Source organism: Stenotrophomonas genospecies 3 (assembly GCF_054473855.1).
In genome coordinates, this window is the sequence record NZ_JBTMUR010000002.1 from 208,515 (window position 1) to 234,415 (window position 25,901).

The window sequence follows — 25,901 nt, forward strand, 5'->3', positions numbered from 1 at the left end:
GGCTGCGTCTGGAAGAACAGTCGAGCAAGGCTCGACTCTACAAAATCCAGTCGAGCATGGCTCGACTCCACAAAATCCTGCCGAGCGCGGGCCCGGCTCCACAAAATCCTGCCGAGCGCGGGCCCGGCTCTACAGCTGCGCAGGCTCAACGCGCCGGACGCTGCGGTTCCACCGAACGACCAAAGGCATCGCCCATGCGCTGTCGTGTGCCTTCCAGGTTGTACTGCATCAGCTGGTTGCCCGGCTGCCGCATCAGGCGTTCGGCTTCAGGCAGCGCCGGTGACTTCGCCGATTTCGGCGCCGGGGCCAGTTTGCGTTGCAGGCACTCCCAGGCGGGGATGCGCTCGCCGTTGACCTGTACTTCGATGCAGGGTGCGGCATCGTCCTGCTTCTTCGTCTCTCCGGCCCAGGCCGATGGCAACGCCAGCAACAAGGCAAGGGCGAGGGCAGGGCGAAGGCCCGCCTTCAACGACTCACTCATCTTGAATCTCCTGCGAAAACCGACGCTCAGCAATGAAGACGTATGGCGAAGACAGTGTCCGCCTGCAACTGTTCCGGCGCTGTCAAAAGATGACAGTACTGTCACAAAACTATTGGCGGTTTTGACGCGACGTACACGTCCTGTTGATAGACCCACGCGCCGCTCCCTGGCCACTCCCTTCGATACGACGCGATGCCTTCGATGACTCCTGTTCCGTGCCGAGCCGTCCGCCTTCCGCTGCGCCTGCATCCGCTGGTGCTGGCTCTGGCCGCGATGCCGCTGCCATTGTTCGCGCAGGACGCGGCGCCTGCGCCCAGCGTGAACATCAATGAATACATCGTGCGCGGCAACACCGTGCTCGATCCGCGCCAGATCGAACGTGCGGTGGAGCCGTTCCTCGGCCCGGGCAAGACCCTGGCCGATGTCGAGAAGGCGCGCGATGCCGTCAATGCGCTGTACCAGCAGGCAGGCTACCAGTCGGTCTACGTCGAGCTGCCCGAGCAGCAGGTCAGTGGTGGCGTGGTGCTGCTGAAGGTGCAGCAGACGCCGATCGGGCAGCTGCGGGTCGTAGGCACGAAGCACGAATCGCCCGAACGCATCCGCGAACGCGTGCCGGCACTTGCCGAGGGCAAGGTGCCGGACTTCGACCAGGCGCAGAAGGAACTGACCGCGCTGAATGAAGGCGGACGTCGCCAGGTGATGCCGCTGGTGCGAGAGGGCCAGGTGCCGGGCACGATGGATGTGGACCTGCAGGTCGAGGAGAAGTCGCCGTGGCGTGCCAGCGCGGCGCTCAACAACGACCACAGCGCCGATACCGAGAAGCTGCGCCTGAGTGCGTCGCTGGCCTACGACAACCTGTGGAAGCGCGGCCATAGCGCCAACATCGGCGTGTACCTGGCGCCGGAAGATACCAAGCAGGCCAAGGTGTTCTCGGCCTCGTACATGATGCCGTTCGAGAGCACGCCGTGGAGCCTGGAAGCGTCCGGCTACAAGTCCGACAGCCGCGTGCTGAACGCGGGCGGACAGGTCGGTACCGGCACCGGAACCAATGTGATCGGCAACGGCCATTCGATCGGTCTCAAGCTCAACTATCGACTGGCCGGCAGCAGCCAGTGGTGGCGCCAGCTCAGCCTCGGCGTGGACTTCAAGGACACCGAGGAAGACACGCAGATGGGCAAGGAGAGCCTGAAGACGCCGCTGAAGTACGCGCCGATCACCCTGGCGTTTGTCGGTGTGCGCCAGGGCGAGCAGGATCAGTTGAGCATCAACACCCAGCTGGTGGCCGGCACCCGCCGCCTGTTCGGCTATGGCAGCGATGCCATCGGATTCGGGCAGAAGCGCTACTGGGCGGACCCCAGTTTCATCGCGTTCAAGGCCGACGTGGCCAACACCCACACCTTCGGCAGCGATTGGCAGTGGTACGCGCGCGGCTCGCTGCAGGTGACCGACGCACCGTTGGTGTCGGCCGAGCAGTTCGCCGCCGGTGGCATGTACACCGTGCGCGGCTATCTGTCGGCCGAGGCGATCGGCGACTACGGCGGCCTGGCCAGCCTGGAATGGCGCACCCCGGCGTGGTCGCTGTGGAGCGGCACGGATCTGCGCGTCTACAGCTTTGCAGACGCCGCCTACCTGCGCCTGCGCCAGCCACTGCCCGAACAGCGTGACAAGTACAACCTGGCCTCGGTCGGCCTGGGCGCGCAGCTGCGCCTGGGCGAGCACCTGCAGCTGCGCCTGGACTACGCCTGGCCCTATGCCGATGGCCCGGTCACGCGCAAGGACGACCCGCGCCTGCATTTCAACATCAGCACCAGTTACTGACCCTTCCCTTGAACATGCGTTCTCCGGAGACCCTTCGCATGGACCGTTTGCTTTCCCGAGTGTTGCTGCTGCTGGCCGCGCTGGTTGCGTTGCCTGCTGCTGCGGCCGATGCCAATTGGTGGCAGGCCGAATGGAAGTACCGCAAGCCGATCACCGTCGACGCCGGCCCGCAAGGCGCCGGCCTGGCCGCTGACCCGGGCCGCACGCCGCTGCTGTTGCGCCTGCATACCGGCAACTTCGGTTTCGACGGTACCCAGGACGCGGGCAACGACCTGCGTTTCGTCTCGGGCGATGGCCGGACTGTGCTGGCCCATCAGATCGAACAGTTCGATCCCAAGCTGGGCCTGGCCCTGGTCTGGGTGGATGTGCCGGCAGTCAGCGCTGCCGCGCCGCAGACGATCTGGATGTACTACGGCAATGAGAAGGCACCGGCCAGCGGCAACGGCCAGCAGGTGTTCGACCCGGATTACACGCTGGTCTACCACTTTGCCGAGGCCAATGCGCCGGCGCGCGACACCACCGCTTACGGCAACAACGCCGGTGCTGTGGTGCCGCCGTCCGAGGGCGCGGTGATCGGTCGTGGCGTGCAGCTGGGTGCGGGCCCGCTGCCACTGCCCGCCAGCGCATCACTTGCACTGGAAGCGGGTGCGCCGCTCACCGTTTCAGCCTGGATCAAGCCGGGCGGCAACAATGCGGCTCAAGCGATCTACGCCCGTCGTGATGGCGCGTCCGAGCTGGTGCTGGGTATCGAAAACCGGGTGCCGTTCGTGCAGCTCAACGGCCAGCGCAGTACGCCTGCGCAGCCGATTCCGGAAGGGCAGTGGGCGCACGTCGCGCTGACGGCGGAGAAGGGCGCATTGCAGCTGTACCTCAACGGCCGTGTGGTGGCCCAGCTGAGCGGCGAGCTGCCGGCGCTGGGCACGGCGCCGGTGGTCGGTGCCGATGCCCCGGGTGCGGCGCAGCCGCTGGCCAACTTCGAAGGTGCGCTGGATGAGCTGCGCGTCTCGCGGGTGGCACGCCCGGCCGCGCTGCTGCTGGCCGACGCCACCGCCCAGGGCGCCGATTCACGCCTGATCAGCTACGGTGCCGACGAGCAGTCGGCCGGCCAGAGCCACTTCGCCTTCATCCTCAAGGCGATGCCGTTCGATGCCTGGGTGGTGGTCGCCATCCTTGGCCTGATGATGCTGCTGTCGTGGGCGATCATGATCGCCAAGAGCCGCCACTTCGGCCGTACCAGCAAGGCCAATGCGGTGTTCACCGAGAGCTTCGGCAAGCTGTCCGGCGTGCCGCTGCGCACCCTGTCGGACATGGATCGCCAGGGCAAGGCACCGACCGCCATGCACGATGGCTCGTTGTGGCGCATCTACCAGGTGGCCATCGATGAAATGCAGCAGCGCCACCAGCGCGACGGCAACAGTGGTTACCTGAGTGGCGCCACCATCGCCGCGATCCGTGCCTCGATGGATGCGGTGATGGTGCGCGAGCAGGAGGCGATGGCGCGGCGCATGAACTGGCTGTCGACCACCATCGAAGGTGCGCCCTACGTGGGCCTGTTCGGCACCGTGATCGGCATCATGCTGGTGTTCGTGGTGGCGGCGATGGCCGGCGCGGTGGACATCAACTCGGTGGCGCCCGGCATGGCCGCGGCGCTGCTGTGTACCGCTGCGGGCCTCGGCGTCGCGATCCCGGCATTGTTCGGCTACAACTACCTGGGTGCGCGTGCCGAAGCGATCGGCGCGGACATGGCGGTGTTCATCGACGAATTCGCCGCGCGCCTGGCCGAAGAGCAGGACGGGCGCGGCCCGGCCGCGGTCCAGGGCTGAGGGGCGCGCCATGGGCCAGAAGGCGAAGTTCGGCATCAAGAAGCGCGAGAAGGGCATCAACGTGACGCCCTTCGTCGACGTGCTGCTGGTGGTGCTGGTGATCTTCATCCTGACCAGCAATGCCTCCATCCCCGGTATCGAGGTCAATCTGCCGAAGGCCAGCAACAGCGTGGCCCTGGAAAAGCCGAAGACCAAGGCGATCACCATCGACCCCAGCGGCCAGGTGTTCCTGGATGCCTACCCGGTGACGATGGCCGAGCTGGAAGACCGGCTGCGTACCGAACGCGCGACCACGCCGGATTTCCCGGTGATCGTGCGCGGTGATGCGCAGGTGCAGTACGCCCGCGTGGTCGAGGTACTGGACCTGCTGCGGCGCCTGGAGCTGGCCCAGGTCGGCCTGGTCACCGGCAAGGCGCAGGGCTGAGGCATGACGGCCCATCAACCCCCTCGACCAGAGCCCGGCATGCGCGGTCGCCAGTTGCTGGTGACCGTGGCCCTGGTGCTGGCCGCGTTGCTGGTGCTCGGTATCGCGGTGTGGTGGCTCTTGTTCAAGGACACCGCCAGCACCCGCCGGCCGGTGGTGCAACCGCCGATGCTGGCGCTGCCACCCCCTCCGCCGCCGCCCCCGCCGCCCCCGGAAAAACCACCGGAGCCGGAGACGCCGCCGGAAGAGACGATGCCCGAACCGGAGCCGCTGGATCAGCCGACGCCGGCCGAAGAGCCGACGCCGACGCCGGATAACAGCGATCCGGTGACGATGAATGCCGACGCGCAGGCCGGTGGTGACAACTTCGGTATCCAGTCCGGCAGTGGTGGCGGTTCGTCCGGCGTTGGCCGTGGTGGCGCCGGCAACGCTACCTACGGCCGCTACCTGGGCTACCTGATGCAGCAGGCGATCTCGCGCGACGACAAGGTCAAGCGCCTGGCGTTCCAGCTGCAGGTGAATGTGTGGCTGGCCAACGACGGCCGCCTGGAAAAGGTCGAACTGGTACGCGGCAGTGGCAACGAGGAGGCCGACGAGGCCGTGCTCGATGCCCTGCGTCGCATCGGCAAGGTTGACCAGGCACCGCCGCCGTCACTCGATTTCCCCGCCCGCGTCCTGATCCAGGGCCGCCGGCCCGGGGCCTGATTCCCGACCTCCGTGATTTCCCTTCTTTCGATGAGAACCGTGATGAACGACCACGTCCGCGCACGAACCGACTCCCGCCGCCCGCGGCCGGCCCGACGGGCGCTGCTGTGCTGCGCCGTGCTGCTCAGCCTGGCCGCCCCGGCCGGTGCGATGGCCGCCGAAACCACCATGGTCAAGCTGATCAAGGGCCTGATCGCCAGCGGTGCGCTGAAGCCCGAAGATGGCCAGGCATTGCTGGTGCAGGCCGAGGCCGAAGCGGCGGCCGCACAGCGCACTGCAGCCACGGACAGCACCGCAGCGAGCGGTGGCGTGGCACTGGAGGCCGGTGACGTGCGCGTGCCGTACGTACCGCAGAGCGTGCGCGACGGTATCCGTGACGAAGTGCGCCAGGACGTGATGGCGCAGGCGAAGTCGGAAGGCTGGGCGGCACCCAACGAAGTGGCCGAATGGACCAAGCGCATCAAGGTCACCGGTGACATGCGTGTGCGCAGCGAGTCGCGCTTCTACTCCGAGCGCAACAGCGACATCGTGAGCAACTGGTCGTCGATCAACGCCGGCAACGGCTTCGACACCAACACCAATACCAACCTGCAGCTGCCGCCGCTGCTGAACACCCGCCAGGACCGCCGCAACCTGTGGCGCATCCGTGCCCGCCTGGGCATCGAGGCAACCATTGGCCAGCACACCACGGCCGGCGTGCGCCTGGCCAGCGGCAGCAGCAATGGCCCGGTGTCGACCACCGAGCAGCTCGGCGGCGGCCTGAGCAAGAAGGACGTGTGGCTGGACCAGGCCTGGCTGGCCTACAGCCCGGCGGACTGGGTGACGGTGCGTGGCGGCCGCTTCGGCAATCCGTTCTGGACCAGCGACACGCTGTTCTCCAGCGATCTCAACTTCGATGGCCTGGCCGCGAACCTGAAGTATGACTTCGATGGTGGCGACCTCGACCTGTTCGGCAACCTCGCGGTGGTACCGCTGGAGTACACCTCCGACAGCTCGCCGAGCCAGAGCAAGGTCAAGACTCCGAACGAGAACAAGTGGCTGTCCGGTGCCCAGGTGGGCGTGAACTGGCGCTTCAACGATGACAACGCGCTGCGTGCTGCGCTGGGCTACTACGACTTCAAGAACATCAGCGGTCGCCTGTCCTCAACGTGCTCGCTGTACTCGGGCGCGGTGGGCTGCGACACTGACTGGTCGCGCCCGGCGTTCATGCAGAAGGGCAACACCCTGATGCTGATCCGCAACATCGCGCGCAATCCGGTGGATCCGGCCGGTACGCCGACCCCGCAGTATGTCGGCCTGGCCTCGGCCTTCCGCCTGGCCACGCTGAACCTGCGCTGGGATACACAGCTGGCGCAGGGCATCGGTCTGCGCCTGGATGGCGACTACATCCGCAACCTGGCCTACGACAAGCAGGCCATGTTCAGTCGTGCCCAGAACGGCATCGTCAACAACTACGGCGCCGGCGATACTGTCGGCATCGATACCTTCCGCAGCGGCGACACCGCCTGGATGCTGCAGGCCACCTTCGGTGCCACCGAGCTGAAGGAGAAGGGCCAGTGGCAGGTGCTGCTGGGCTACAAGCACATCGAGGCCGACGCGCTGCCCGACGCCTACAACGATCCGAACTTCCACCTGGGCGGCACCAACGCCCGCGGTTATTACGTGGGCGGTGCCTACGCGCTGGACGCGCGCAGCTGGATCAGCGGCAAGTGGATGGCGGCCAAGGAAGTGTCCGGTGCGCCGCTGTCGATCGACGTGTTCCAGCTGGAGTTCAACACCGGCTTCTGAGTGGCGGGCGTGATGCGGATCACGTAGTGCGTGGCGGGGGCGCAGCGATGCGCCCGTCTAAGGAAAGGAGACCACGCGTTGTTCAAAAGGAGGAGTGGATGAGCCGTCGCAAACTGTTCGAGAGTCCCGAACCGTCCAGCCAGATGCTGGGTGTTGGACCGGCCTATGTTTCAGTGGAGGGCCTGCGCCAGCACCTGGCCGAGTTCCTGCTGTATGCGGGCCGGCCGGTGGTGATCATGCGCGGGCGCAGCGAAGTGGGCTATTTCCTGCCGGCGCGCTGCTGGCGCCAGCGTGACGATGATCCGCTGGCGGCGGCTGCCGCCGACCAGCTGCTGGATGCGGCCGGTTTCCAGGCCGAGGACATCCAGCAGGTGGAGCAGGAATTCAACGCCATGCGCCAGCGCACCGTGCTGCATTCGCGGCGCTGAAGCAGATCCACGCCACGCGTGGATGGGGTTACGCTGCGCCCCCGCGCTCACTGGTGATGCGCGCACCTTCGCGCATCACCAGCGTCACCGGGGTCTTTTCCACCACCTCCAGCAACCGCTGCCACTGCGCATCGCTCAGCTCGGCGCTGGCATGCAGCACGCGGTGCACGTGGAAGCGTCCATCTTCGTCGCGTTCCGAGCGCAGCTCGGCATGGAACTCGCCCAGCTCCCAGCCCTTGCGTTGCGCATACATGCGCAGGGTGATGGCGGTGCAGGCGGCCAGCGAGGCCAGGTACAGATCGAAGGGGGCGAAGCCCTTGCCCTGGCCGCCCAGCGAGGCGGGCTCGTCCGCGTCCACATCAAAGCTGCCATTGCTGATGTGGTGCAGGTAGTTGTCGCCGGTCGAAACAATGCGCGCGTAGGCCATCGGAGTCTCCATCTGTCTATAGCGTCGAGCCATGCTCGACCAACCCACTGTAAAGTCGAGCCGTGCTCGACTGCTCCAAAAGGCGGCGCCAGCCAAGGCCAGCGCCGCCACGAAATCACTCGGTACGATCGTACGAGAACTGGATGCCTGCCGTACCACCGGTTTCAATGAAGAGATTCATGAAAGCCGGCACCGTTTCCGAGCGGGCCCAGTCGCGCTGCAGCTCGCAGAACAGCTGCGGCACGCTGATCAACTGGCCCCCGGCCTGTTCGATGCGGCGTAGTGCTGCGTCATGCGCCGCCAGCGAGGTACCGCCAACGGCATCGACCACCACGTACACCTCATAGCCTTCCTTCAACGCATCCAGGGCCGGGAAAGTCAGGCAGGCTTCGGTCCACAGTGCGGTCATGATCAGCTTGCGGCGGCCGGTGGCCTCCACCGCCTTGCGGAACTCGACGTCTTCCCAGGAATTGATGGTGGTGCGGTCGTAGGTGGGGTAGTCGCCCAGCACCTTGCGCAGCTGCGGAATCGGCGGCTTGTTCAGGCCGGTCTTGACGTTGACCGTCGAATGCACGATCGGCAGACCGTAAGCCACAGCGGCCTTGGCGGTGCCGACGATGTTGTTGACCAGCAGCTGGCGGTCCATCGAGGCGATGGAGTTCACCTGCACCGGCTGGTAGTCGATGATGATGAAGGCGGAATTCTGCGGGGTCAGCAGGTGGTCGCTGGCCGGGTCGCGGATCGGTTCACTGGACATGGTGGGTCTCCGGTTGGGAGGGGGCCGGCGGCTGGCCGGCACCCCGGGGGCAGCTCAGCTGCGCTGCGAATCCAGCTGCTCCTGGTTCTTCTGCACGTCCTGCGCCTTCAGGTAGCTTTCGATCAGCAGCTGGTAGTTCGGGAAGATCTTCGTGTAGACCTCGGCCCACTGCTGGGCATCGTCGCGGTTCCAGCTGCGCTGGATTTCCGAGGCCACCGCGGCGGTGTCCATCGGCACCACGCCGGCCTGCACCACGCGGGCCAGGGTGATCTCTTCGGCCATCTTCGAATAGGTACCCGAGGCATCGATCACCGCGAACACCTGGTAGCCATCGGCCACGGCGGCGATCGACGGGAAGGCCATGCACACGCTGGTGATGGTGCCGGCAATGATCAGCTGCTTGCGGCCGGTGGCCTTCACTGCAGCAACGAATTCCGGGTTGTCCCAGGCATTGATCTCACCCTTGCGCGCCACGTACTGGGCATGCGGGGCCGCGTCGTGGATCTCCGGGATCAGCGGACCGTTCGGGCCCTGCGGGACCGAGGCGGTGGTGATCACCGGCATCTTTGCCAGCGTGGCCATCTTCGCCAGCGCAGTGGCGTGGGCGCGCACGCTGGTGAATGGCATGTCACCGATGGTCTGGAACAGGCCGCTCTGGTGGTCGATCAGCAGCATCGCGGCGTTGTCCGGATCGATCACCGGGCGGGCACCATTGAAGTTGGCGGGGGTACTCATGGTCAGTCTCCTGGGGAAGGTGGGCGATGGCCCATTGGCGCGGCGGGTCATCACCCGCCGCGCGGAAGCGCTCAGTGCGCGATCCGGCCGAAACGGCCGCTGTTGAAGTCGTTGACCGCCTGTGCGATCTCGGCCTGGCTGTTCATCACGAACGGGCCATAGCCCACCACCGGCTCGTCGATCGGTTCACCGCTGAGCAGCAGCACGGTGGCGTCGCTGTCGGCGTCGACGAACACGTCCTCGCCGCTGCGGTCGAAGGTGACCAGCTGCGCCTCGCCGACCGGCTGGCCGCCGTTGATCCGGACCGAGCCCTTCAGCACCACCAGCGCCAGCGTGCGGCCGTCGGCCACCGGCAGTTCGGCGTGGTGGCCCTGCTGCAGGCGGATGTCCCAGACATCCATCGGCGTGTGGGTGCGGGCCGGGCCGCCATGGCCGTCGAAGCGGCCGGCGATGACACGCACGCTGCCGGCGCCATCGGGCAGATCCACCGAAGGAATGTCTGCATCGAGCAGGGTCTGGTAGCCCGGCGCACCCATCTTGTCGCGTGCCGGCAGGTTCACCCACAGCTGCACCATGTCCAGGGTGCCACCGCGCCTGCTGAATTCCGGCGTGTGGAATTCCTCGTGGAGGATGCCGGAGGCAGCGGTCATCCACTGCACGTCACCCGGGCCGATGGTGCCGCCGGCCCCGGTCGAATCGCGATGCGCGACCTCGCCTTCATAGACGATGGTGACCGTCTCGAACCCGCGGTGCGGATGCTGGCCGACGCCGCGCGGGGTGTCGCTGGGGGCGAAGGTGTAGGGGCCGGCATAGTCCAGCAGCAGGAACGGGCTCAGGTGCTGGCCGTGGGTGTTGTAGGAAAACATCGAACGGGCGGGGAATCCGTCGCCCACCCAGTGCGGGCGGGGGGCGCTGTAGGTACCGGTGACACGCTTCATGGCGATCTCCTGGCCGGGGTTGCCGGCCGCTGTTCTTCGTTGCAGGGGACGATATCGCCGCGACAATGGGGCCGGTAGACGCCAATATTTGCCGTCATAGTCCTATCTGGTGAACAATTGGTGCGGGCCTTGCGCCACAGGAGATCGCCCCGTGTTCACCGCTGATATCCGCCGTTGCGACCTCAACGACCTGTTCTACTTCGCCATGGTGGTCGAGCACGGCGGCTTCTCGCAGGCCGGCCGGGCGCTGGCCATGCCGAAGTCGAAACTGAGCCGGCGCATCGCGCTGCTGGAGGAACGCCTGGGCGTGCGCCTGATCCAGCGTTCGACCCGGCGCTTCTCGGTCACCGAGGTCGGCCAGGGCTACTACCGCCACTGCAAGGCGATGCTGGTCGAGGCCGAAGCAGCCGAGGAAGCCATCGCGATGTCACGCGCCGAGCCGCGCGGCACCATCCGCCTGGCGTGCCCGATCGCGATCCTGCACGCGCGCATCGGCGCGATGCTGGCCGACTTCCTGGCCCTGCATCCGCAGGTGACGGTGCAGCTGGACGCCACCAACCGCCGCGTGGACGTGGTGGGCGAGGGTGTGGACGTGGCGATCCGGGTACGGCCGCCGCCGCTGGAGGACAGCGACCTGGTGGTGCGTGTGCTGGCGCGCCGGGTGTGGTGCACCAGTGCCAGTCCGGTGCTGCTGCAGCGGCTGGGCACGCCGCAGGTGCCGGCCGACCTGGCGATGATGCCGACCGTCGATCTGGCCTCGCCCAGTCAGCAGCATGTGTGGGAATACAGTGGGCCCGGCGAGATCCAGGCCAGTGTGCATCACCGCCCGCGCCTGGTCAGCGATGACATGATCGCGCTGCGCGCAGCCGCGGTGGCCGGGGTCGGGCTGTTGATGCTGCCGCGGATGATGATCACCGATGAGCTGGAGAGCGGGGCGCTGCTGCCGGTGCTCCCCGAGTGGGTGCCGAAGCACGGCATCGTGCATGCGGTGTTCCCTTCGCGGCGTGGGCTGCTGCCGGCGGTACGCGCGTTGATCGATTACCTCGCCGAGCGTTTCGAGGCGTTGGACGAACCGTAGGCTCCGCATCCACGCATGGCGTGGATCTACTGGATCCGGCGCCGCCTGGGAGATCCACGCCATGCGTGGAGATCCTGGTGCCGCGCGACGGGCTTTCGCTTGCCGCCTGCGGCCGCGCAGCCCACAATCCATGTCCGGACCGTCGCCATCACGCCCATCATTCCCCGGTCCGGCCTTGGCACCTATGTCTCCCAATGCCCTGGCGCTGGTCGAGCTGCTGATCCGCGAGCGCCGTGCGTTGTCTCGCTTCATCGCGCGCTATCTCGACCCGGCCAGTACCGAGGACACCCTGCAGAACCTGTACCTGAAGGCCAGCAGCGTGCCCGGTGATCCACCGATCCTGGAGCCGCGCGGCTATCTGTACCGGATGGCCTATCACCATGCGCTCAACCGCAGCCAGGCCGACGCCCGCGAGCGGCGCGCGATGGCCGAGTACGCCGCCGACATGGCCGAGGCGGGCCACGACGGCGAGGCGCAGGCACTGGACCAGGCACAGCTGCGCGAGATCACCCAGACCATCCTCGCGCTGCCAGCGCAGGTCCGCGAGTGCTTCGTGCTCAACCGCTACCTGGGCCTGAGCGAGCGCGAGATCGCCACACGGCTGGGTATTTCCAAGAGCCTGGTCGGCAAGCATGTGCTGCGCGCGGCACTGTTGATCCAGCAGCACCAGCAGGGAATGCATCGATGAGCGGCGATTGCCGTGGGCAGATCGCGCCCGCCGTTGTCACAACAGGAAAGCGCACCCGTTCGTGGTGCGGCAGGCCACAACCATGACCACGTCCGAACCCTCGCCGCGTCAGGCCAGGCAGGCGTTGCGCTGGGTGATCCAGTGCAGTGCAGGCCCGCTGCCAGAACGCCAGCAACGAGCCCTGCAGCGCTGGCTGCGGGCCGATCCGCGCCATGCGCTGGCCTGGCGCCAGCAGCAGGCCTTCTGGCAGGGGTTGGATGCCGCCGGGCCCGACGTGCTGGCGGCGCTGCCCGAGCTCACCACCGATCGCGAGGGCCTGCGCCCGATCGCGCCGCGCCGTCGCCTGCCTTGGCTGCTGGCCAGTGCCGCCGCAGTTGTGCTGATGGTTGCCGCTGCGCCGCACGCGCTGCTGCTGGCACGCAGTGACCTGCGCAGCAGCGATGCACCGCGCGTGGTGCAGCTGGACGACGGCAGCACTGCCGTGCTCGATGCGGGCACCGCATTGGCGGTCGAGTTCGATGGCCAGCAGCGGCACCTGCGCCTGCTGCGCGGCCAGGCCTGGTTCCAGGTGGCGCACGAGGCGCGCCCGTTCCAGGTCGAGGCGGTGGGCGGCCTGGTACGTGACATCGGTACCGCCTTCAGTGTGTCGATGCTGGATACCACGGTCACCACCCAGGTCAGCGAGGGTGTGGTCGAGGTGCGTCCGGGCGATGGCAGCGTACAGCGCCTGCATGCGGGGCAGTCACGGGCGTTCCGTGACGGTCGCTGGCTGCAGCCTGTGCGGCTGGAAGATCCCGAGGCCGTGGCGCCATGGCGGCGAGGTGAGGTCGCGATCGACAATCTGCCGGCCGCGCAGGCCATCGCCGATCTGGCCCGCTATCGGCGTGCACCGGTCTGGGTACTGGGCGGGCAGGGCGCGAACGTGCGGGTCAGTGGCCTGTTCCACCTGCAGCAGCCGGAGACCGCCATTGATGCCGTGGCCGCACAGGCAGGACTGCGCGTGCAGCGCTTGCCTGGTGGCGCGTTGGTGCTGTGGTGAGGTGCCGCCGGTTCATGGCGGAATACGCGGCATGAAAAAAACATGAAAAAACCGTGGGCACCTGCAGTGTTCCGCTGTCTATAGAGGTATAGCCAGAGCGAAACACCGTTTTTCCTCAAGCCAGACACACCACCGGCACCGGATGTGCCCGTGGTCCAGCCACGCTTGAGGAGTTCCTGTCCATGCCGTCCACGGCATCCGCCTGTCATCGTCGCGCCACCGTTCTGGCCCTGGCCGTTTCCACCGCATTGCTGCCGCTGGCCTGGGTGCCGGCCGTGCAGGCACAACCGGCGATCGTCGCGCCGGTGCGCCAGTACGCCATCCCGGAGCAGCCACTGGCTGATGCCGTACGTGCCTTTGGCCGCCAGGCCGATGTGCAGGTGGTGTTCCGCAGTGACCTGGTGGAGGGCCGCCGCTCCAGTGCGGTGAGTGGCGAGTACAGCCAGATGCAGGCCCTGCAGCAGCTGCTGCGCGGCAGCGGCGTGCGCGCACAGCGTGGCATGGACGGTACCTGGAGCCTGCGGGCCGCAGCGGAGGTGGGTGAAGGGGAAGGGGTGCGGGTGACCGAAACACTGGACGTGGTCGGTCGCCTTCAGTCGGAAGGGGGTGAGGCGCGCGATCGGCGCGGCTACGATGATGTGTTCGCGCTTGACCTGACCACGGCGTATTCGGGGCGCGACCGGGTGGAGCGCTATCGCGGTTCCAATCCGGCCGACGTGGTCAAGGATCTGGTCGGCGTGTTCAGCGGCGATGCGCGCAACAGCGGCGCGCTGGACGTCAACATCCGTGGCATCCAGGGGCCCGGGCGGGTGCCGGTCAGCATCGACGGTGGCGAACAGGCGCTCACGGTCTGGCGCGGCTACAACGGCGTCAGCAACCGCAACTACATCGATCCCAACCTGATTGGTGGCATCCAGGTCATCAAGGGGCCAGGGCTGGTGCGCGATGTGCACAGCGGGATCGGCGGTGCGCTGGTGATCAAGACCATCGACGTTGACGACATTGTTGCTGCCGGCGAGCGCTTCGGCGGGGAGCTGAAGATCGAAGGCAGCAGCAATGCGGTGGCACCGCGCCTGCCGCGCCTGCACACCGGCGAGGATTACCGCACTGTGCCGGGGTTCCCGCAGGGCTCGCCGAACTCACCCTATGACGACCGCACCCTGGTGGTGCCGGTGAAGTCGCGCAGTGGCAACAACCCCTTCGATGGCGAAGACCAGGCCTGGCGGTTGGCGTTGGGCGTACGCGGCGACAACGTCGACCTGATGGCTGCCTACGCCTGGCGCAAGCGCGGCAACTACTTCTCCGGCAGCAAGGGGAGCGCGTACTACGACCAGGACCGGCGCGAGCAGTACGAGTACCAGGGCATCGACTACATCACCACGCTGGCGCGTTACTTCAAACCGGGCGATGAAGTGCCCAATACCTCCAGCGAACAGGAGTCCTGGCTGGTCAAGGGCAGCTGGCAGATCAACGACGACCAGCAGCTGAAGGCCACCTGGCGGCGCACGCTGTCGCACTACGGCGAGATCATGCCGTCGCGCATCCTGTCCGCGCCCGACTACGGGCGCATCCAGTGGCCGCTCAGCCGGGTTGCGTCCGATGCCTGGAACCTGGAATACCGCTTCCAGCCGGCCGGCAGCCGCTGGCTGGACCTCTACGCCAACCTGTGGCGCACGGAGACGGACAGCGATACCTACAGTGCTGGCGGCTTCCCGAACTTCGCAGTGGGTAATCCGGCATGGAACCCGGACGCCAGCCCGATCCTGCGCAACACCGCGCTGGCCAACGCGCGCAACGACCGCACCGGCCTGATCCTGAGCAACCGTTTCGCGCTGCATTCGACCTTGGACCTGACCGTGGGCGGCAACTGGCAATACGAGAAGCTCGGCTCGAGCGACCCGTACTTCGGTACCACCGATGGCTGGCGTATGTTCCCGCGTGCCGGGCGCCGACAGGAGGGCGAGGGCTACCTCACCCTGGAGTGGCGGCCGGTCGACTTCCTTACCCTCAATGCAGGCGTGCGCTACAGCCGCTACTGGGCCTTCGACGATTTCCTCGAGGCGCACCCCGAGCTGCTGACCAAGGGCGTAGGTGGCAAGGAAGCGCAGTACACCGTGAACGAGTTGCCGCCCCGTCCCGCCAATCTGCAGGCCCGCATCGACGCGTTGGAAGCACGCCGCGCCGTATGGGAAAAGCGCGGCATGGGCTGGTTCATCGATGACAGCATCCGTGCCTTGCTGGCACCGTACGAGACGCCGCGTCCGGTCAGGTACACGCGGCCCTGGCTGCCCGATGCCGATGGCAACTACACCCGCGCCGGCAATCCCTGCCTCAATGGCGAAGTGGCGGCCATTCCCGGCGTGCAGCCGGTGTTCGCCGGCAGCGACCAGGTCTGCAACATCGGCAACAGCGTACAGTCGCAGCCGGTCGATGCACGCAACAGCCGCCGCCGCGACCATGCCTGGCTGCCGACCTTCTCGGCCACTGCACACCTGTCCCCGGCCGCCCGTGCCTACGTGCGTTACAGCGAAGCGGTGCGCTTCCCGAGCATGTTCGAAAGCACCATCGCCTTCTCCGGCAGCCTCAATCCGCTGCATGCGCTCAAGCCCGAGCACGCCTACAACTACGAAGTGGGCTACGTGCACAACCTGTCGGCGCTGTTCGGCAACACCGCCGATGCCGACGTCAAGCTGGCGTACTACGTGCACAAGACCCGTGACGTGATCGAGCGCGATGGCAACTTCCTGTTCGACAACATCGACAAGCAGACCATCCGTGGCATCGAACTGCAGGCCCGCTTCGACAACCGGCGCTTCTTCACCGATCTGGGCATCACCCGCACGTTGGAAAACGAGGTGTGTGACGAGAGCACGGCGGTGCTCCTGGATGCGAACCGCGGCCTGGTCCCGAACTGCGTGCAGGATGGTTTCGTCGGTGGCTACCTGCTGACCCAGGCCATTCCCAAGCTGTCGATCAACGGGTCGCTGGGCACGCGCCTGTTCGATGAGCGCCTGGAGCTTGGCAGCCGCATCGTGCACTACCAGCGCCACGAGAACCCTGATCTGCAGGCCTACCGTGACCGCCTGCTGAGCGGTGGCAGCGGCCTGCTCTGGCAGAACGTGCCGTTCACCTGGGGAAACATCACCACCGTCGATGCCTATGCGCGCTGGCGCTTCAACGAGCATGCCAGCGTCGAACTGGTCGGCAGCAACCTCGGCAACCGCTACTACGTCGATCCAGCCACGCGGTCCACGCTGCCGGCCCCGGGTCGCACCCTGAAGCTCGGCGTCACCGCACGTTTCTGATCTCCCACCTTCAAGCGTTGTACCCGTAGTTCCCTCAACCAAGGAGCAATACCATGAAAATGATCTCCCGTTCGGTTCTCGCCGTTGCTGCCTCGCTGGCTCTGGTCGGTGCCGCGCATGCTGCCGATATCGTCGGTGCCGCCAGTGCCAAGACCGATGCCGAGCTGTATGTGGCGGTTGGCGAATCGCAGGTCAATGGCGGCCCGCACCGCGCTGGCAAGGCCGGTATCGGTGTCGGTACCGTGTCCCAGGCCAAGCCGGTGGACTTCCAGGGTCTGAGCGCCTACTCGGCACCCACCACCGTCAATGGCGTGACGGTACGTACCCTGGCCATGCCGATCACCGGCGCACCGGGCAGCCACGCCGGCATGGGCCACTTCAACTTCGTCAAGGTCGGCAGTGGCGATGTCTGGTTCGGTGAATGGTCCAAGGATGGCGCCGCCGGTGGCTTCAACAACCGCCAGGTCTACTTCGTTGGTGACCGCGCCGGCACCACGCTGCCCGCCGGCGTGGCGTCCTACACCGTTGCTGGCCTGAACAAGTTCAACGGCAGCAACCTGCTGAGCGGCACCTTCGACGCCGACTTCGGCGCCGGCACCCTGGATGGTGCGCTGTCGGGCAACGGCCTGAATCTGGCCATCGTTGCCAACATCAACAGTGCCGACGCATCGTTCGCCGGTTCGGCCACAGCCAACGGCAGCGTTGCCGGCACCACCCAGGGGCAGTTCTTCGGCGCCAACGCGGCCGCCCTGGCCGGTATCGCCACCTTCAGCGGCAACAGCCAGTACGACACCGCTTTCGGCGGCAGCAAGAACTGATTGCCACGCCCCTGACGGGGCAGGGCAGGGACAAGCCGCGATCCGCCAGTCCCTGCTTCGGCCCGCTGCATGCACCACCACGGATCGACCATGCGCCATCCCATCTTCCTTGTCGTACTGCTGCTGGCGGCTGCCGACGTGCGCGCCCAGCAGGACGATCTTCGCCGCGTGCTCGAACAGGGCACCGACCTGCGCCACCAGCAGCAGGACCAGCAGCGCCTGCAGCAGGCCGAGTCGGAGCGACCGACCATCACCATCGACGGCCAGACCCTGCGCGTGGAGCGCACGGTCGACGATCTGGGCCAGGCGCTGTACCTGTCGCTGCAGCATCAGCAATGGGGCGCCGCGCAACGCTTCCTGGATGAATACATCGAACTGCCTGGCCACGACCCGTTGCTGCGCCACTATGCGCAGGGCGGCCTGGCGCGGGTGGCCGGCAATCACCATCGCGCGGCCAACGAGTACGAGGCGCTGCTGGAGGCACAGCCGGATTTCCTGCCGGCCCGCCTTGAACTTGCGCGCGTCTACGCCGAAGACCAGCGCGATCGCGATGCGGTGGCGTTGTTCACGGCGATCGCGGATGGCATCAGTGCCGATGACCCCGCCACCGCAGGTGTACGCGGACGGGTGGACGCCTATCTGGCTGCGCTGCAGGCGCGCCAGCGCTGGAAAGGCGCGCTGTCCGCCGGCCCGGCATGGAGCGACAACATCAACCGCAGTTCGGCCAGCCGCACCTGCCTGTTCGGGGTAGGCGACACCTGCATCATCCAGCGCAATCTTCCCGATGCCCAGCGCGCCATGGGCCTGGACTACGACGGTAACCTCGAACGTCGCTGGGCCCTGAGGGGCCACCATGGCGTGTACGTGCGTGGCCTCGCATTCGGCCAGGCATGGCGCGGGCACAGCGCCTACAACGAGCTCAATGCCAACGTGCAGGCGGGTTACAGCTGGCGTAGCGCACGGCATACCCTGCAGATCGCCCCCAGCTATGACTATCAGAGCCTCGGCAACCGGGCCCTGCAGGGCGGCAGCGGGCTGCATGGCGAATGGCAATATGCGCTGGACGCGCGCAGCCTGCTCAAGCTGGAGGCCGACTGGAAGCGCCAGCGCTATCGCCAGCGTGGCCTGGCCAGCAATTACGACGGTGAGCTGGCCGCGGTGTATGCCACCTGGTTCCGTGCGCTCAACCCGCGCTGGACCCTCTTTGGCGGGCTGGACCTGAGTGACAGCAGCGCCGCCAACCCAGCCAACGGCTATCGCCAGCGCGGCGTGCGGCTGGGTGCGGCGCGGCAATGGAGTGGCACCACCGCCACCGTATTCGTCTCGTTGCGCGAGCGCGACTACGACGCGTGGAGTCCGTTGCTGCAGGCGCGGCGTGAGGACAGCGAGCAGAACCTGATCGCCATCGTGCGCAGCGAGCGCCTTGCCGTGGCCGGGCTGGTACCCAGCCTGAGCCTGCGCTACGCGCGCATCGACAGCAACGTTGGCTGGCTGTACAGCCACGACCGCAGCCTGCTCAGCCTGAAGTGGGAGCGGGCCTTCTGAACACGCCGCTGCAATGCCGAGGTGAACGGGCCGTGGCCGCGATCTTCATCCATCATCACGCGCTCTTGTAGACCGGTTCGCGCATCCTGCGGGCGTTGCGGCAGAGCTGGGCCGCGTGTATCGAGGAGCGCCGGTCGTGCTGGAAGCGGGCAACAAACCAGAGGGCCTGAAAGGGCTGCGTGTACTGGTGGCGGAGGATGAATTCGCCATCGCGATGTTCCTGGTCGACTATCTGGAGCTGAAAGGCGCACAGGTGGTGGGGCCGGCTGGTGACCTGCAGGCGCTGGGGCAGCTGGTCGATACCCATCCCATCGATGTGGCATTGCTGGACATCAACCTGGGCGGTGAGCAGGTCTATCCGCTGGCCGATCGGCTGGCCGAGGCGGGTACGCCCTTTCTGCTGACCTCCGGTTACGACGACAACCTGCCCAGCCGCTTCGCCAGCGCGCCGCGCTGTACCAAGCCTTATCACATCGAAACCCTGGTGCAGCAGCTGGCCGGGCTGGTGGCGGCGCCGCAGGTCTCTGCGGGCATCGCCTGATTGCGCGGCATGTCGCGCCGTCCTGAAGGCATCCACGCTGCCAAGCTGCGTGGCTCGATGCCACCTGCGCCGCGCCTGCATGCGCGCCACGATGGCATGGCCGCGCGCATCGCCCGCCACGACTGGTCGTCCACGCCATTGGGTGCCTGTGAGCAGTGGCCGCCCCACCTGCGCGCCACTGTCGACCTGATGCTGGCCCATGGCTTCCCGATGATCGTGCTGTGGGGCGAGCAGCTGGTGCAGCTCTACAACGATGGTTATGCCGAGATCCTGGCCGACAAGCATCCCGGCGGGCTCGGCCAGCCGACCCGCGAGTGCTGGCCCGAGGTGTGGCATATCAACGGGCCGATCTACCAGCGCGTCTGGCAGGGCGAAACCATCACTTACGAGGACAAGCTCTATCCTCTGGCGCGCCGAGGGCGGTTGGAGGACGTCTGGTTCACCATTACCTACAGCCCGATCCGTGGCGAGGAGGGACGCATCAACGGCGTGTTGGTGACCATGTTCGAGACCACAGCGGCACATGTGGCCCAATTGGCACGCGAGCGCGAAGAGCAGAAGCGGCGGGAGGCGGACCGGCGCCTGGCATTGGCCTTCAAGGTGCTGCCGGTAGGTGTCTGCATTGTCGACACCGAGGGGCGCTTGCAGCTGTCCAACGACCAGATGCGTGCCTACCTGCCCAGCGGCAAGGTGCCTTCCACGGATGAGGTGAACCTGCATCGATGGCGCGGGTGGCATGCGGACGGTAACGCCATCGAGGCGCACGACTTCGCCATCGCCCGCGCAATGCGCGGCGAGACCGTGGTGCCGGGGCTGGAGTTCCAGTACCTGCATGATGATGGCCGCGCGCGCTGGACCCGGGTCGCTGCCGCGCCCCTGCGCGATGGCGACGGTGAGGTCAGCGGGGTATTTGCCATCGCGGTGGACATCGACGACCTCAAGCGTGCCACTGAGCGTCAATCGGTATTGCTGGCCGAACTGCAGCACCGGGTGCGCAACATCATGTCGACCATCCATGCCATTGCCTGGCGGACCCGCGAGTCGGTCAGCAGTGTGGATGAATACGCTGAACGGTTGTGCGGGCGACTGATGTCGCTGGCACGCACGCAGAGCCTGCTGACCCGTGGTGCCAATGCCGGCGTCTGCCTGCGTGGCATGCTCGACGAGGAGATCGCTGCGCAGACGCCTGCAGCGGCCGCCTACCGCCTGCAGGGCGAGGACGTGCTGCTGCCGCCGAAAGCAGCCGAAGTACTGTCCCTGGCGATCCACGAATTAGCGACCAACGCGCTGAGGCATGGCGCGCTCACCCATGAGGATGGCCGGATCGAGGTCACCTGGGATCTGCAGGTTCAGGCCGGCCAGCCATGGCTGGGCCTGCACTGGTGCGAGCGTCATGCCGAGGTGGAGGACTGGGAGCTGCCCCGCCAGCGCGGCCTGGGCCGGGCGCTGATCGAGCAGCGCGTGCCGTACGAGCTGGCTGGCAGCGGGGAGCTGCGCTTTGGCCCACAAGGCCTGGATGCCTGGATCCGCTTCCCGCTGCGGGAGCGCGACAGCCTGCTGCAGACCGATGCGCCGGGCGCGGCGGCGGAGGGTTCCGTCAGGTAATGGTCCATTTATCCCCAATTGGGCCAAATTGGGCATAATGGCCTCAACTATCCCCGTCTGGAGCCGTGCCATGACCCTGCCGCTGGATCTGCCTGGCCTCGAAAAGGCCCCGGCCTCGTCGGTGAAGACCCGTGGCTGGCCGAGCCTGATGCGCACCGTGCGCGAGAAGCAGGCACTGGTCATCACCAACCATAATCATCCCGAAGCGGTGATCGTGGATATCCGCACGTACCAGGAGCTGCTGGCCAAGGCCGCTGGCGGTGACGCCGGTGAGCGCAGTGAAGAACTGCTGCGCCTGCGCGGTGAGTTCGACCAGACCCTGGCCAGCCTGCAGCGCGGTGAGGGGCTGGGCAAGGTGCTGGGCCAGCCGATCCGCCGTGGCCGCAAGGTCACCCTCGGCCGTCCGCTCTGAACGATGGGGCGGATCCTGGTGCTGGCCGGCGTCAATGGCGCCGGCAAAAGTTCGCTGTTGGGTACCTGGCTGGAAGCCGAAGGACTGAGCTGGTTCAACCCCGATTCGTTCACCCGCCGCCTGGTCGAGGCTGGCTGGCCGCTGCCCGAAGCCAATGCCGAGGCCTGGCAGGAAGGCACCCGCCGCCTGCGCCAGGCCATGGCTGATGGCACGGACTTCGCCTTCGAGACGACGTTGGGTGGCAACACCATTCCGCGCCTGCTGCGCGAGGCCTGCGAGCACCATCACGTCGCGATCTGGTTCTGTGGCCTGGCCACGGTCGAGCTGCACATCGCCCGCGTGGCGGCGCGGGTAGAGGCCGGTGGCCACGATATTCCGGTGGAAAAGATCCACGCCCGCTTCGATTCGGCGCGCGAGAACCTGTTGGACCTGCTGCCGCACCTGGCTGAGCTGCATGTCTACGACAACAGCGCGCCGGCCGACGCAGAAGGCTGCGCCGCGCCCCTCCCGGTGCTGGCGATGGAGCGCGGCCAGCTGCAGTACCCGGTCTCGGTGGCCGAACTGCTGCACACGCCGGACTGGGCCAAACCGATCGTGATGCGTGCGATGGAGTTGGACACCCCGCAGTAGATCCACGCCATGTGTGGATGTCTTTCACGCATCGCGCGAAACCGCGCCGTGCACGACCGGGCGCCACCGGAGCTGCGGTTAGACTGACCGCACACTCATGGAGGACGACATGCACGGGCCTGCGACGTTCCGCTCCACTTCGATCTGGCTGGTGCTTGCTGCGCTGGCACTGTCCAGCCTGACGGCGACGGCCGCGCCTGCCGCGTCCAAGCGGGTGGCGCCGCCGCCCAGCCTGGTACAGGCCTACCTCGCCGCCGAAGCCAACCTGCGGCTGATTCCCGGCGACGACATTGAATCCGATTTCCGTCCGGTGTGGACCGCTGTTGCCGACCTCGATGGCGATGGCCGTGCCGAGGTCGTGTACTTCTATACGTCCACCTACACCGGCGGCAGCTTCGCGCAACGCAATGTGGTGGCGGTGATGACGACGCTGACGGCAAACGATCCGCGCGGCCAGGAGAACCCGAACAGCCTGTCGCCGGTGGAAGCAGAGGACTATGCCGCCATCCGCCAGTATGGCTATGGTGACGACGCGGTTGAACAGATTCCAGGCGCAATCCGCGCGATCCGCATCCAGGGTGATCGCATCATTGTCGATTTCACCGTCAGTGCCGGGGCGACGGTCTGCGAATGGAAGAGCCCGAACCGCCACGTCTGTCCGCCGGACGGAAACTACACCTGGACGCTGCGTTGGACGCCGGGGAAGCTGACCCGCATCAAGAAATAGCGCCAGGTAGCGCCGGGCGTATCCGCCCGGCGCCACAGGCCCCATGTAGATCCAGGCCATGCGTGTGGCATTTCGCGGCGAGCCTCAGGCCGGCTTCACCTGCTCGGGCTCAGCAACGTCCGGCAGCGGCGGCAGGCTCGGGTCCACCGTGACCGGCACATCGCTCTTCAACAGCGCCGCAGCTTCCCTGTCGCTGCCGACGGCCGGCGGTGAACCACGCAACGGCAGGCCGGCGGTTTCCTTCACGAACAGCATCGTGATCAGGCCGACCACCGCCGCGCCCATCAGGTAGTAGGCCGGCACCAGCGGGTCGCCGGTACGTTCCACCAGCCACGCGGTCACCAGCGGCGTGGTGCCACCGAACAACGATACCGAGACGTTGAAGGCGATCGACAGCGCGCTGTAGCGCACCGGGGTATAGAACAGCGCCGGCAGCGTGGACGGCATCGAACTGGTGAAGCACACCAGCGCCAGGCCCAGCAGCATCAGGCCAAGGAAGATCATCCAGTCGTTGCCGCTGCCGACCAGCAGCAGGCATGGAATCGCCAGTACCAGCAGCGCGATGCAGGCGCCGATGATCATCGGCCGGCGGCCCAGCTTGTCACTGAACAATCCGCCGACGATGTTCAGCGGCATCATCACCAGCATCACGATGATGATCAGCAGCAGGCCTTTGCTCTCGGCGTAGCCCATGGTGACGCTGAGGTAGCTGGGCATGTAGGTCAACAGCATGTAGTCGGTGACGTTGAACACCAGCACCAGGCCCATGCACACCAGCAGCTGGCGGCCGTGCACCTGGAACAGCGCGGCCAGCCCGGGCCGGTCGTGCTCGCGCTTCTCGGCTTCCTCGGCGAAGGCGCGGAATGCCGGGGTCTCTTCCAGCTTCATTCGCATGTACAGGCCGAGCAGGCCCAGCGGGCCAGCCACCAGGAACGGAATGCGCCAGCCCCAGTCCAGCATCTGTGCGTTGCTCAACAGCATGTGCAGTGCGGTGACCGTACCGGCGCCGGCGATGTAGCCGCCCAGCGTGCCGAACTCCAGCCAGCTGCCCATCAACCCGCGGTTGCGGTCGGTGGAATACTCGGCGATGAAGGTGGCCGCGCCGCCATATTCGCCACCGGTGGAAAAGCCCTGCACCACGCGCGCCAGCAGCAACAGCACCGGTGCCCAGATGCCGATCCGCTCGTAGGAAGGAATCAGGCCGATCGCAAAGGTACCCAGCGCCATCAGGATCATGGTGAACGCCAGCACCTTCTGGCGTCCATAGCGGTCGCCGAGCGGGCCGAACACCAGGCCGCCGAGTGGACGCACCAGGAATGCTACGGTGAAGGTGGCGAAGGCCGCGATCACCTGCGCGGTGGGATTGCTCGACGGGAAGAACACCTGGCCGATGGTGACGGCCAGATAGCCGTAGACACCGAAGTCGAACCACTCCATGGCATTGCCGAGTGCAGCGGCACCGACGGCGCGCTTGAGCATGGGCTTGTCGACGACGGTGATCTCATCGACCTTCAGGTGGCGGCGGCGTTTGAACCAGCCGAAGTGGGCATGGGAATCGGGCGTGTCCTGCATAGGGGCTCCCTTGTAGGTATGGAATAGGGGAATGGGCGGTGTGGTGTGTCCCGGAAATCGGAAACGGCGATGCAGGCGCAAGTGGCGCAGGGGCATCGGAAGGCGGCGTGGAGGCCGGGGAAGGTGTGCAGGCGCAACGCCACGCGCACGGCAAAGCACCGCCGCAGGGGCGGAAACGCAGCAACGGGCTCACAACGGCAGCGCAGTTGGCAGCCGCGTGTCACATCAGCGTGTGGGGAAGGCAGGCCGTGGGCCTGCGGGCGTCATCCGCCGGGATCCAGCGCAAGGCGATGGAAATGCAGGGCGGGAGCATTCGTGGCAAGCGAAGCGCCGGTCGGCAGTGCTTTCCACGTAACAGGTGCGCCCGTCACGTAGTGGGTCGTGTCGATCATCCGTTCATCATAACGGCACCGGCGTGAGCGTGCAGCGAAGCGGGCTGATCTGCACGCTGTGTTCCACGTCGCCTGTTCAGAAGGCTCAGGCCGACTTCGCCAGCAAACCGAACACCGTGCAGGCCATCGCCAAGGCGCCCGGCAGTGCCAGTTTCCGCGTGACCAGTGCGGCGCCGATCATCGTGAGCACCGAGAGCATGATGGCCAGGGCGAAGAACGGTTGGCCCTGCAGGAACTGGTGGATGCAGCCGGCGCAGCCGGCAATGGCCAGGCTGGTGGCGAAGCAGACGTGGAACAGTGAGCCAGCGTGCACAGCGGTTCCTCGCGATGATGGAGGCCATAGCGGCAGGCCTCCGGGTAAATTTAGGGCGGATTTCAGATTGCGATGACGGAATCACATTCTGTACGCGCTCTGGTGACATCGGCGTGCATAAGGTGGAGCGCACACCCACTTTTTGGATTGATGGAGGATGCAATGGCGCGGACGATTCCCGAAGGAACGCTGATCGTGGTTGCCGACGGTGGTTCGGCGCGGGTGTTCACCAACGTGGGCAGCAACCATCAGTTGACCCTGAAGCAGGAGGGCGAGCTGCGCCTGCAGGACATCAGTGAGCAGGGCGTGTCCGGGCAGGGGCCTGCGGGTGCAGTGCCGAAGGACATGTCGGTCTCGCAGCTCAACGAGGCGACGTTCGCCAAGCAGGTGGCCGAACAGCTCAATGAGGATGCCTTGAAGAACCGCTATGCGCACCTGGTGCTGATCGCCGACCCGACCACGCTGGGTCGCATTCGTCCGCTGCTGCACAAGGAGGTCCAGGCGCGATTGCTCGGGGATATTGCCAAGGATCTGACCAACGCGCCGCTGGAAGACATCCAGAAGGCACTGGCGGCGTAGCGCTCATGCCGTTCATGCGTGATCACCTTCCGAACGAGCCCACCTTTGCGGGGGTGGCGGCGCAGGCTGGGTGGCAGGTGCTGGAGTTCGGTGCGCCCTGGTGCGGTCATTGCCAGGCCGCGCAGCCCGCGTTGCAGGTCTTCGTCGAAGCGAACGATCTGCCGCATTGGAAGATCGAGGATGGCAAGGGAAGGCCATTGGGGCGAGCGTTCAAGGTGAAGCTGTGGCCGACAGTGGTGCTGCTGCGCGATGGAGAAGAGGTCGCGCGGGTGGTGAGGCCGCTGGACAGTGCGGACCTCATGTCGTTGCAGAGCGCGCTTCCCGGTTGATGAT

At 66.6% G+C, this 25,901-nt stretch carries 26 protein-coding genes; 19 read left to right on the plus strand and 7 right to left on the minus strand.

Going from position 1 to position 25,901, the window contains the following annotated elements; genetic code table 11:
* Window positions 1–145 precede the first annotated feature (145 nt).
* Window positions 146–481, minus strand: a complete 336-nt coding sequence (locus ACX9OT_RS03335) for a hypothetical protein (protein WP_107433699.1) — start codon at window positions 479–481, stop codon at window positions 146–148.
* A gap of 201 nt (window positions 482–682) precedes the next feature.
* Here ACX9OT_RS03335 and ACX9OT_RS03340 point away from each other — a divergent pair, with 201 nt between their 5' ends.
* The 6 genes from ACX9OT_RS03340 to ACX9OT_RS03365 all read left to right on the plus strand — a co-directional run bounded on the left by ACX9OT_RS03340 (window position 683) and on the right by ACX9OT_RS03365 (window position 7,467).
* The gene (locus tag ACX9OT_RS03340) at window positions 683–2,299 is read left to right on the plus strand and encodes a ShlB/FhaC/HecB family hemolysin secretion/activation protein (protein WP_107433698.1); all 1,617 of its coding nucleotides are present in this window, start codon (window positions 683–685) and stop codon (window positions 2,297–2,299) included.
* Window positions 2,300–2,337: 38 nt separating this feature from the next.
* On the plus strand, window positions 2,338–4,122 hold the full coding sequence (locus ACX9OT_RS03345) for a DUF2341 domain-containing protein (RefSeq protein ID WP_107433697.1): 1,785 nt from the start codon (window positions 2,338–2,340) through the stop codon (window positions 4,120–4,122).
* Window positions 4,123–4,132: 10 nt separating this feature from the next.
* Window positions 4,133–4,546, plus strand: a complete 414-nt coding sequence (locus ACX9OT_RS03350; protein ID WP_005409874.1) for an ExbD/TolR family protein — start codon at window positions 4,133–4,135, stop codon at window positions 4,544–4,546.
* A 39-nt stretch (window positions 4,547–4,585) separates the two neighbouring features.
* Window positions 4,586–5,251 (plus strand): cell envelope integrity protein TolA, encoded by a 666-nt coding sequence (locus ACX9OT_RS03355; RefSeq protein WP_107433696.1) that lies wholly within the window; start codon window positions 4,586–4,588, stop codon window positions 5,249–5,251.
* 42 nt (window positions 5,252–5,293) lie between these two features.
* Window positions 5,294–7,039 carry a putative porin gene (locus tag ACX9OT_RS03360; protein WP_459000917.1) on the plus strand — a complete coding sequence of 582 codons (1,746 nt, stop codon included), beginning with the start codon at window positions 5,294–5,296 and terminating at the stop codon, window positions 7,037–7,039.
* Window positions 7,040–7,137: 98 nt separating this feature from the next.
* The gene (locus tag ACX9OT_RS03365) at window positions 7,138–7,467 is read left to right on the plus strand and encodes a hypothetical protein (RefSeq protein WP_005409871.1); all 330 of its coding nucleotides are present in this window, start codon (window positions 7,138–7,140) and stop codon (window positions 7,465–7,467) included.
* 28 nt (window positions 7,468–7,495) lie between these two features.
* Here the strand turns inward: ACX9OT_RS03365 and ACX9OT_RS03370 are convergent, their stop codons facing one another.
* The 4 genes from ACX9OT_RS03370 to ACX9OT_RS03385 all read right to left on the minus strand — a co-directional run bounded on the left by ACX9OT_RS03370 (window position 7,496) and on the right by ACX9OT_RS03385 (window position 10,324).
* Window positions 7,496–7,894, minus strand: coding sequence for an OsmC family protein (locus ACX9OT_RS03370; protein ID WP_071227964.1), 399 nt, complete (start codon window positions 7,892–7,894; stop codon window positions 7,496–7,498).
* A gap of 115 nt (window positions 7,895–8,009) precedes the next feature.
* On the minus strand, window positions 8,010–8,651 hold the full coding sequence (locus ACX9OT_RS03375; protein WP_005409869.1) for a hydrolase: 642 nt from the start codon (window positions 8,649–8,651) through the stop codon (window positions 8,010–8,012).
* Between the two features lie 54 nt (window positions 8,652–8,705).
* Window positions 8,706–9,386, minus strand: a complete 681-nt coding sequence (locus ACX9OT_RS03380; RefSeq protein WP_071227966.1) for a hydrolase — start codon at window positions 9,384–9,386, stop codon at window positions 8,706–8,708.
* Between the two features lie 71 nt (window positions 9,387–9,457).
* A complete protein-coding gene (locus tag ACX9OT_RS03385) occupies window positions 9,458–10,324 on the minus strand; it encodes a pirin family protein (RefSeq protein WP_107433693.1) in 867 nt (288 codons plus the stop codon).
* Between the two features lie 151 nt (window positions 10,325–10,475).
* On the opposite strand from ACX9OT_RS03385, the gene ACX9OT_RS03390 reads away from it, so the two are divergent.
* The 11 genes from ACX9OT_RS03390 to ACX9OT_RS03440 all read left to right on the plus strand — a co-directional run bounded on the left by ACX9OT_RS03390 (window position 10,476) and on the right by ACX9OT_RS03440 (window position 22,712).
* Window positions 10,476–11,402, plus strand: a complete 927-nt coding sequence (locus tag ACX9OT_RS03390; protein WP_107433692.1) for a LysR family transcriptional regulator — start codon at window positions 10,476–10,478, stop codon at window positions 11,400–11,402.
* A 184-nt stretch (window positions 11,403–11,586) separates the two neighbouring features.
* The gene (locus ACX9OT_RS03395) at window positions 11,587–12,090 is read left to right on the plus strand and encodes an RNA polymerase sigma factor (protein WP_049462496.1); all 504 of its coding nucleotides are present in this window, start codon (window positions 11,587–11,589) and stop codon (window positions 12,088–12,090) included.
* 82 nt (window positions 12,091–12,172) lie between these two features.
* Window positions 12,173–13,129: a FecR family protein gene (locus ACX9OT_RS03400; RefSeq protein ID WP_459000924.1), complete on the plus strand. Its 957-nt coding sequence runs from the start codon at window positions 12,173–12,175 to the stop codon at window positions 13,127–13,129.
* A gap of 182 nt (window positions 13,130–13,311) precedes the next feature.
* Window positions 13,312–16,434: a TonB-dependent receptor gene (locus tag ACX9OT_RS03405; RefSeq protein ID WP_107433690.1), complete on the plus strand. Its 3,123-nt coding sequence runs from the start codon at window positions 13,312–13,314 to the stop codon at window positions 16,432–16,434.
* Between the two features lie 53 nt (window positions 16,435–16,487).
* Window positions 16,488–17,252, plus strand: a complete 765-nt coding sequence (locus tag ACX9OT_RS03410; protein WP_032129432.1) for a Slam-dependent surface lipoprotein — start codon at window positions 16,488–16,490, stop codon at window positions 17,250–17,252.
* Window positions 17,253–17,342: 90 nt separating this feature from the next.
* Entirely contained in the window at window positions 17,343–18,797 is a 1,455-nt protein-coding gene (locus ACX9OT_RS03415) for a surface lipoprotein assembly modifier (protein WP_107433689.1), read from the plus strand.
* 136 nt (window positions 18,798–18,933) lie between these two features.
* The gene (locus ACX9OT_RS03420) at window positions 18,934–19,338 is read left to right on the plus strand and encodes a response regulator (RefSeq protein WP_019337750.1); all 405 of its coding nucleotides are present in this window, start codon (window positions 18,934–18,936) and stop codon (window positions 19,336–19,338) included.
* Window positions 19,339–19,347: 9 nt separating this feature from the next.
* Window positions 19,348–20,943, plus strand: a complete 1,596-nt coding sequence (locus ACX9OT_RS03425; protein ID WP_107433688.1) for a sensor histidine kinase — start codon at window positions 19,348–19,350, stop codon at window positions 20,941–20,943.
* A gap of 70 nt (window positions 20,944–21,013) precedes the next feature.
* The gene (locus ACX9OT_RS03430; RefSeq protein ID WP_005413623.1) at window positions 21,014–21,355 is read left to right on the plus strand and encodes a type II toxin-antitoxin system prevent-host-death family antitoxin; all 342 of its coding nucleotides are present in this window, start codon (window positions 21,014–21,016) and stop codon (window positions 21,353–21,355) included.
* Window positions 21,356–21,358: 3 nt separating this feature from the next.
* Entirely contained in the window at window positions 21,359–21,985 is a 627-nt protein-coding gene (locus ACX9OT_RS03435) for an ATPase (protein ID WP_132810239.1), read from the plus strand.
* Between the two features lie 109 nt (window positions 21,986–22,094).
* Window positions 22,095–22,712, plus strand: a complete 618-nt coding sequence (locus tag ACX9OT_RS03440) for a hypothetical protein (RefSeq protein ID WP_107433740.1) — start codon at window positions 22,095–22,097, stop codon at window positions 22,710–22,712.
* A gap of 84 nt (window positions 22,713–22,796) precedes the next feature.
* Here ACX9OT_RS03440 and proP read toward each other — a convergent pair whose 3' ends face one another.
* Both proP and ACX9OT_RS03450 read right to left on the minus strand, forming a co-directional pair.
* On the minus strand, window positions 22,797–24,284 hold the full coding sequence (gene proP, locus ACX9OT_RS03445; protein WP_071227973.1) for a glycine betaine/L-proline transporter ProP: 1,488 nt from the start codon (window positions 24,282–24,284) through the stop codon (window positions 22,797–22,799).
* Between the two features lie 477 nt (window positions 24,285–24,761).
* Window positions 24,762–24,989: a hypothetical protein gene (locus ACX9OT_RS03450; protein WP_049462507.1), complete on the minus strand. Its 228-nt coding sequence runs from the start codon at window positions 24,987–24,989 to the stop codon at window positions 24,762–24,764.
* 162 nt (window positions 24,990–25,151) lie between these two features.
* On the opposite strand from ACX9OT_RS03450, the gene ACX9OT_RS03455 reads away from it, so the two are divergent.
* On the plus strand, window positions 25,152–25,568 hold the full coding sequence (locus tag ACX9OT_RS03455) for a baeRF12 domain-containing protein (RefSeq protein WP_019337746.1): 417 nt from the start codon (window positions 25,152–25,154) through the stop codon (window positions 25,566–25,568).
* Window positions 25,569–25,573: 5 nt separating this feature from the next.
* Window positions 25,574–25,897: a thioredoxin family protein gene (locus ACX9OT_RS03460; RefSeq protein WP_071227975.1), complete on the plus strand. Its 324-nt coding sequence runs from the start codon at window positions 25,574–25,576 to the stop codon at window positions 25,895–25,897.
* The last annotated feature ends 4 nt before the right edge of the window (window positions 25,898–25,901 follow it).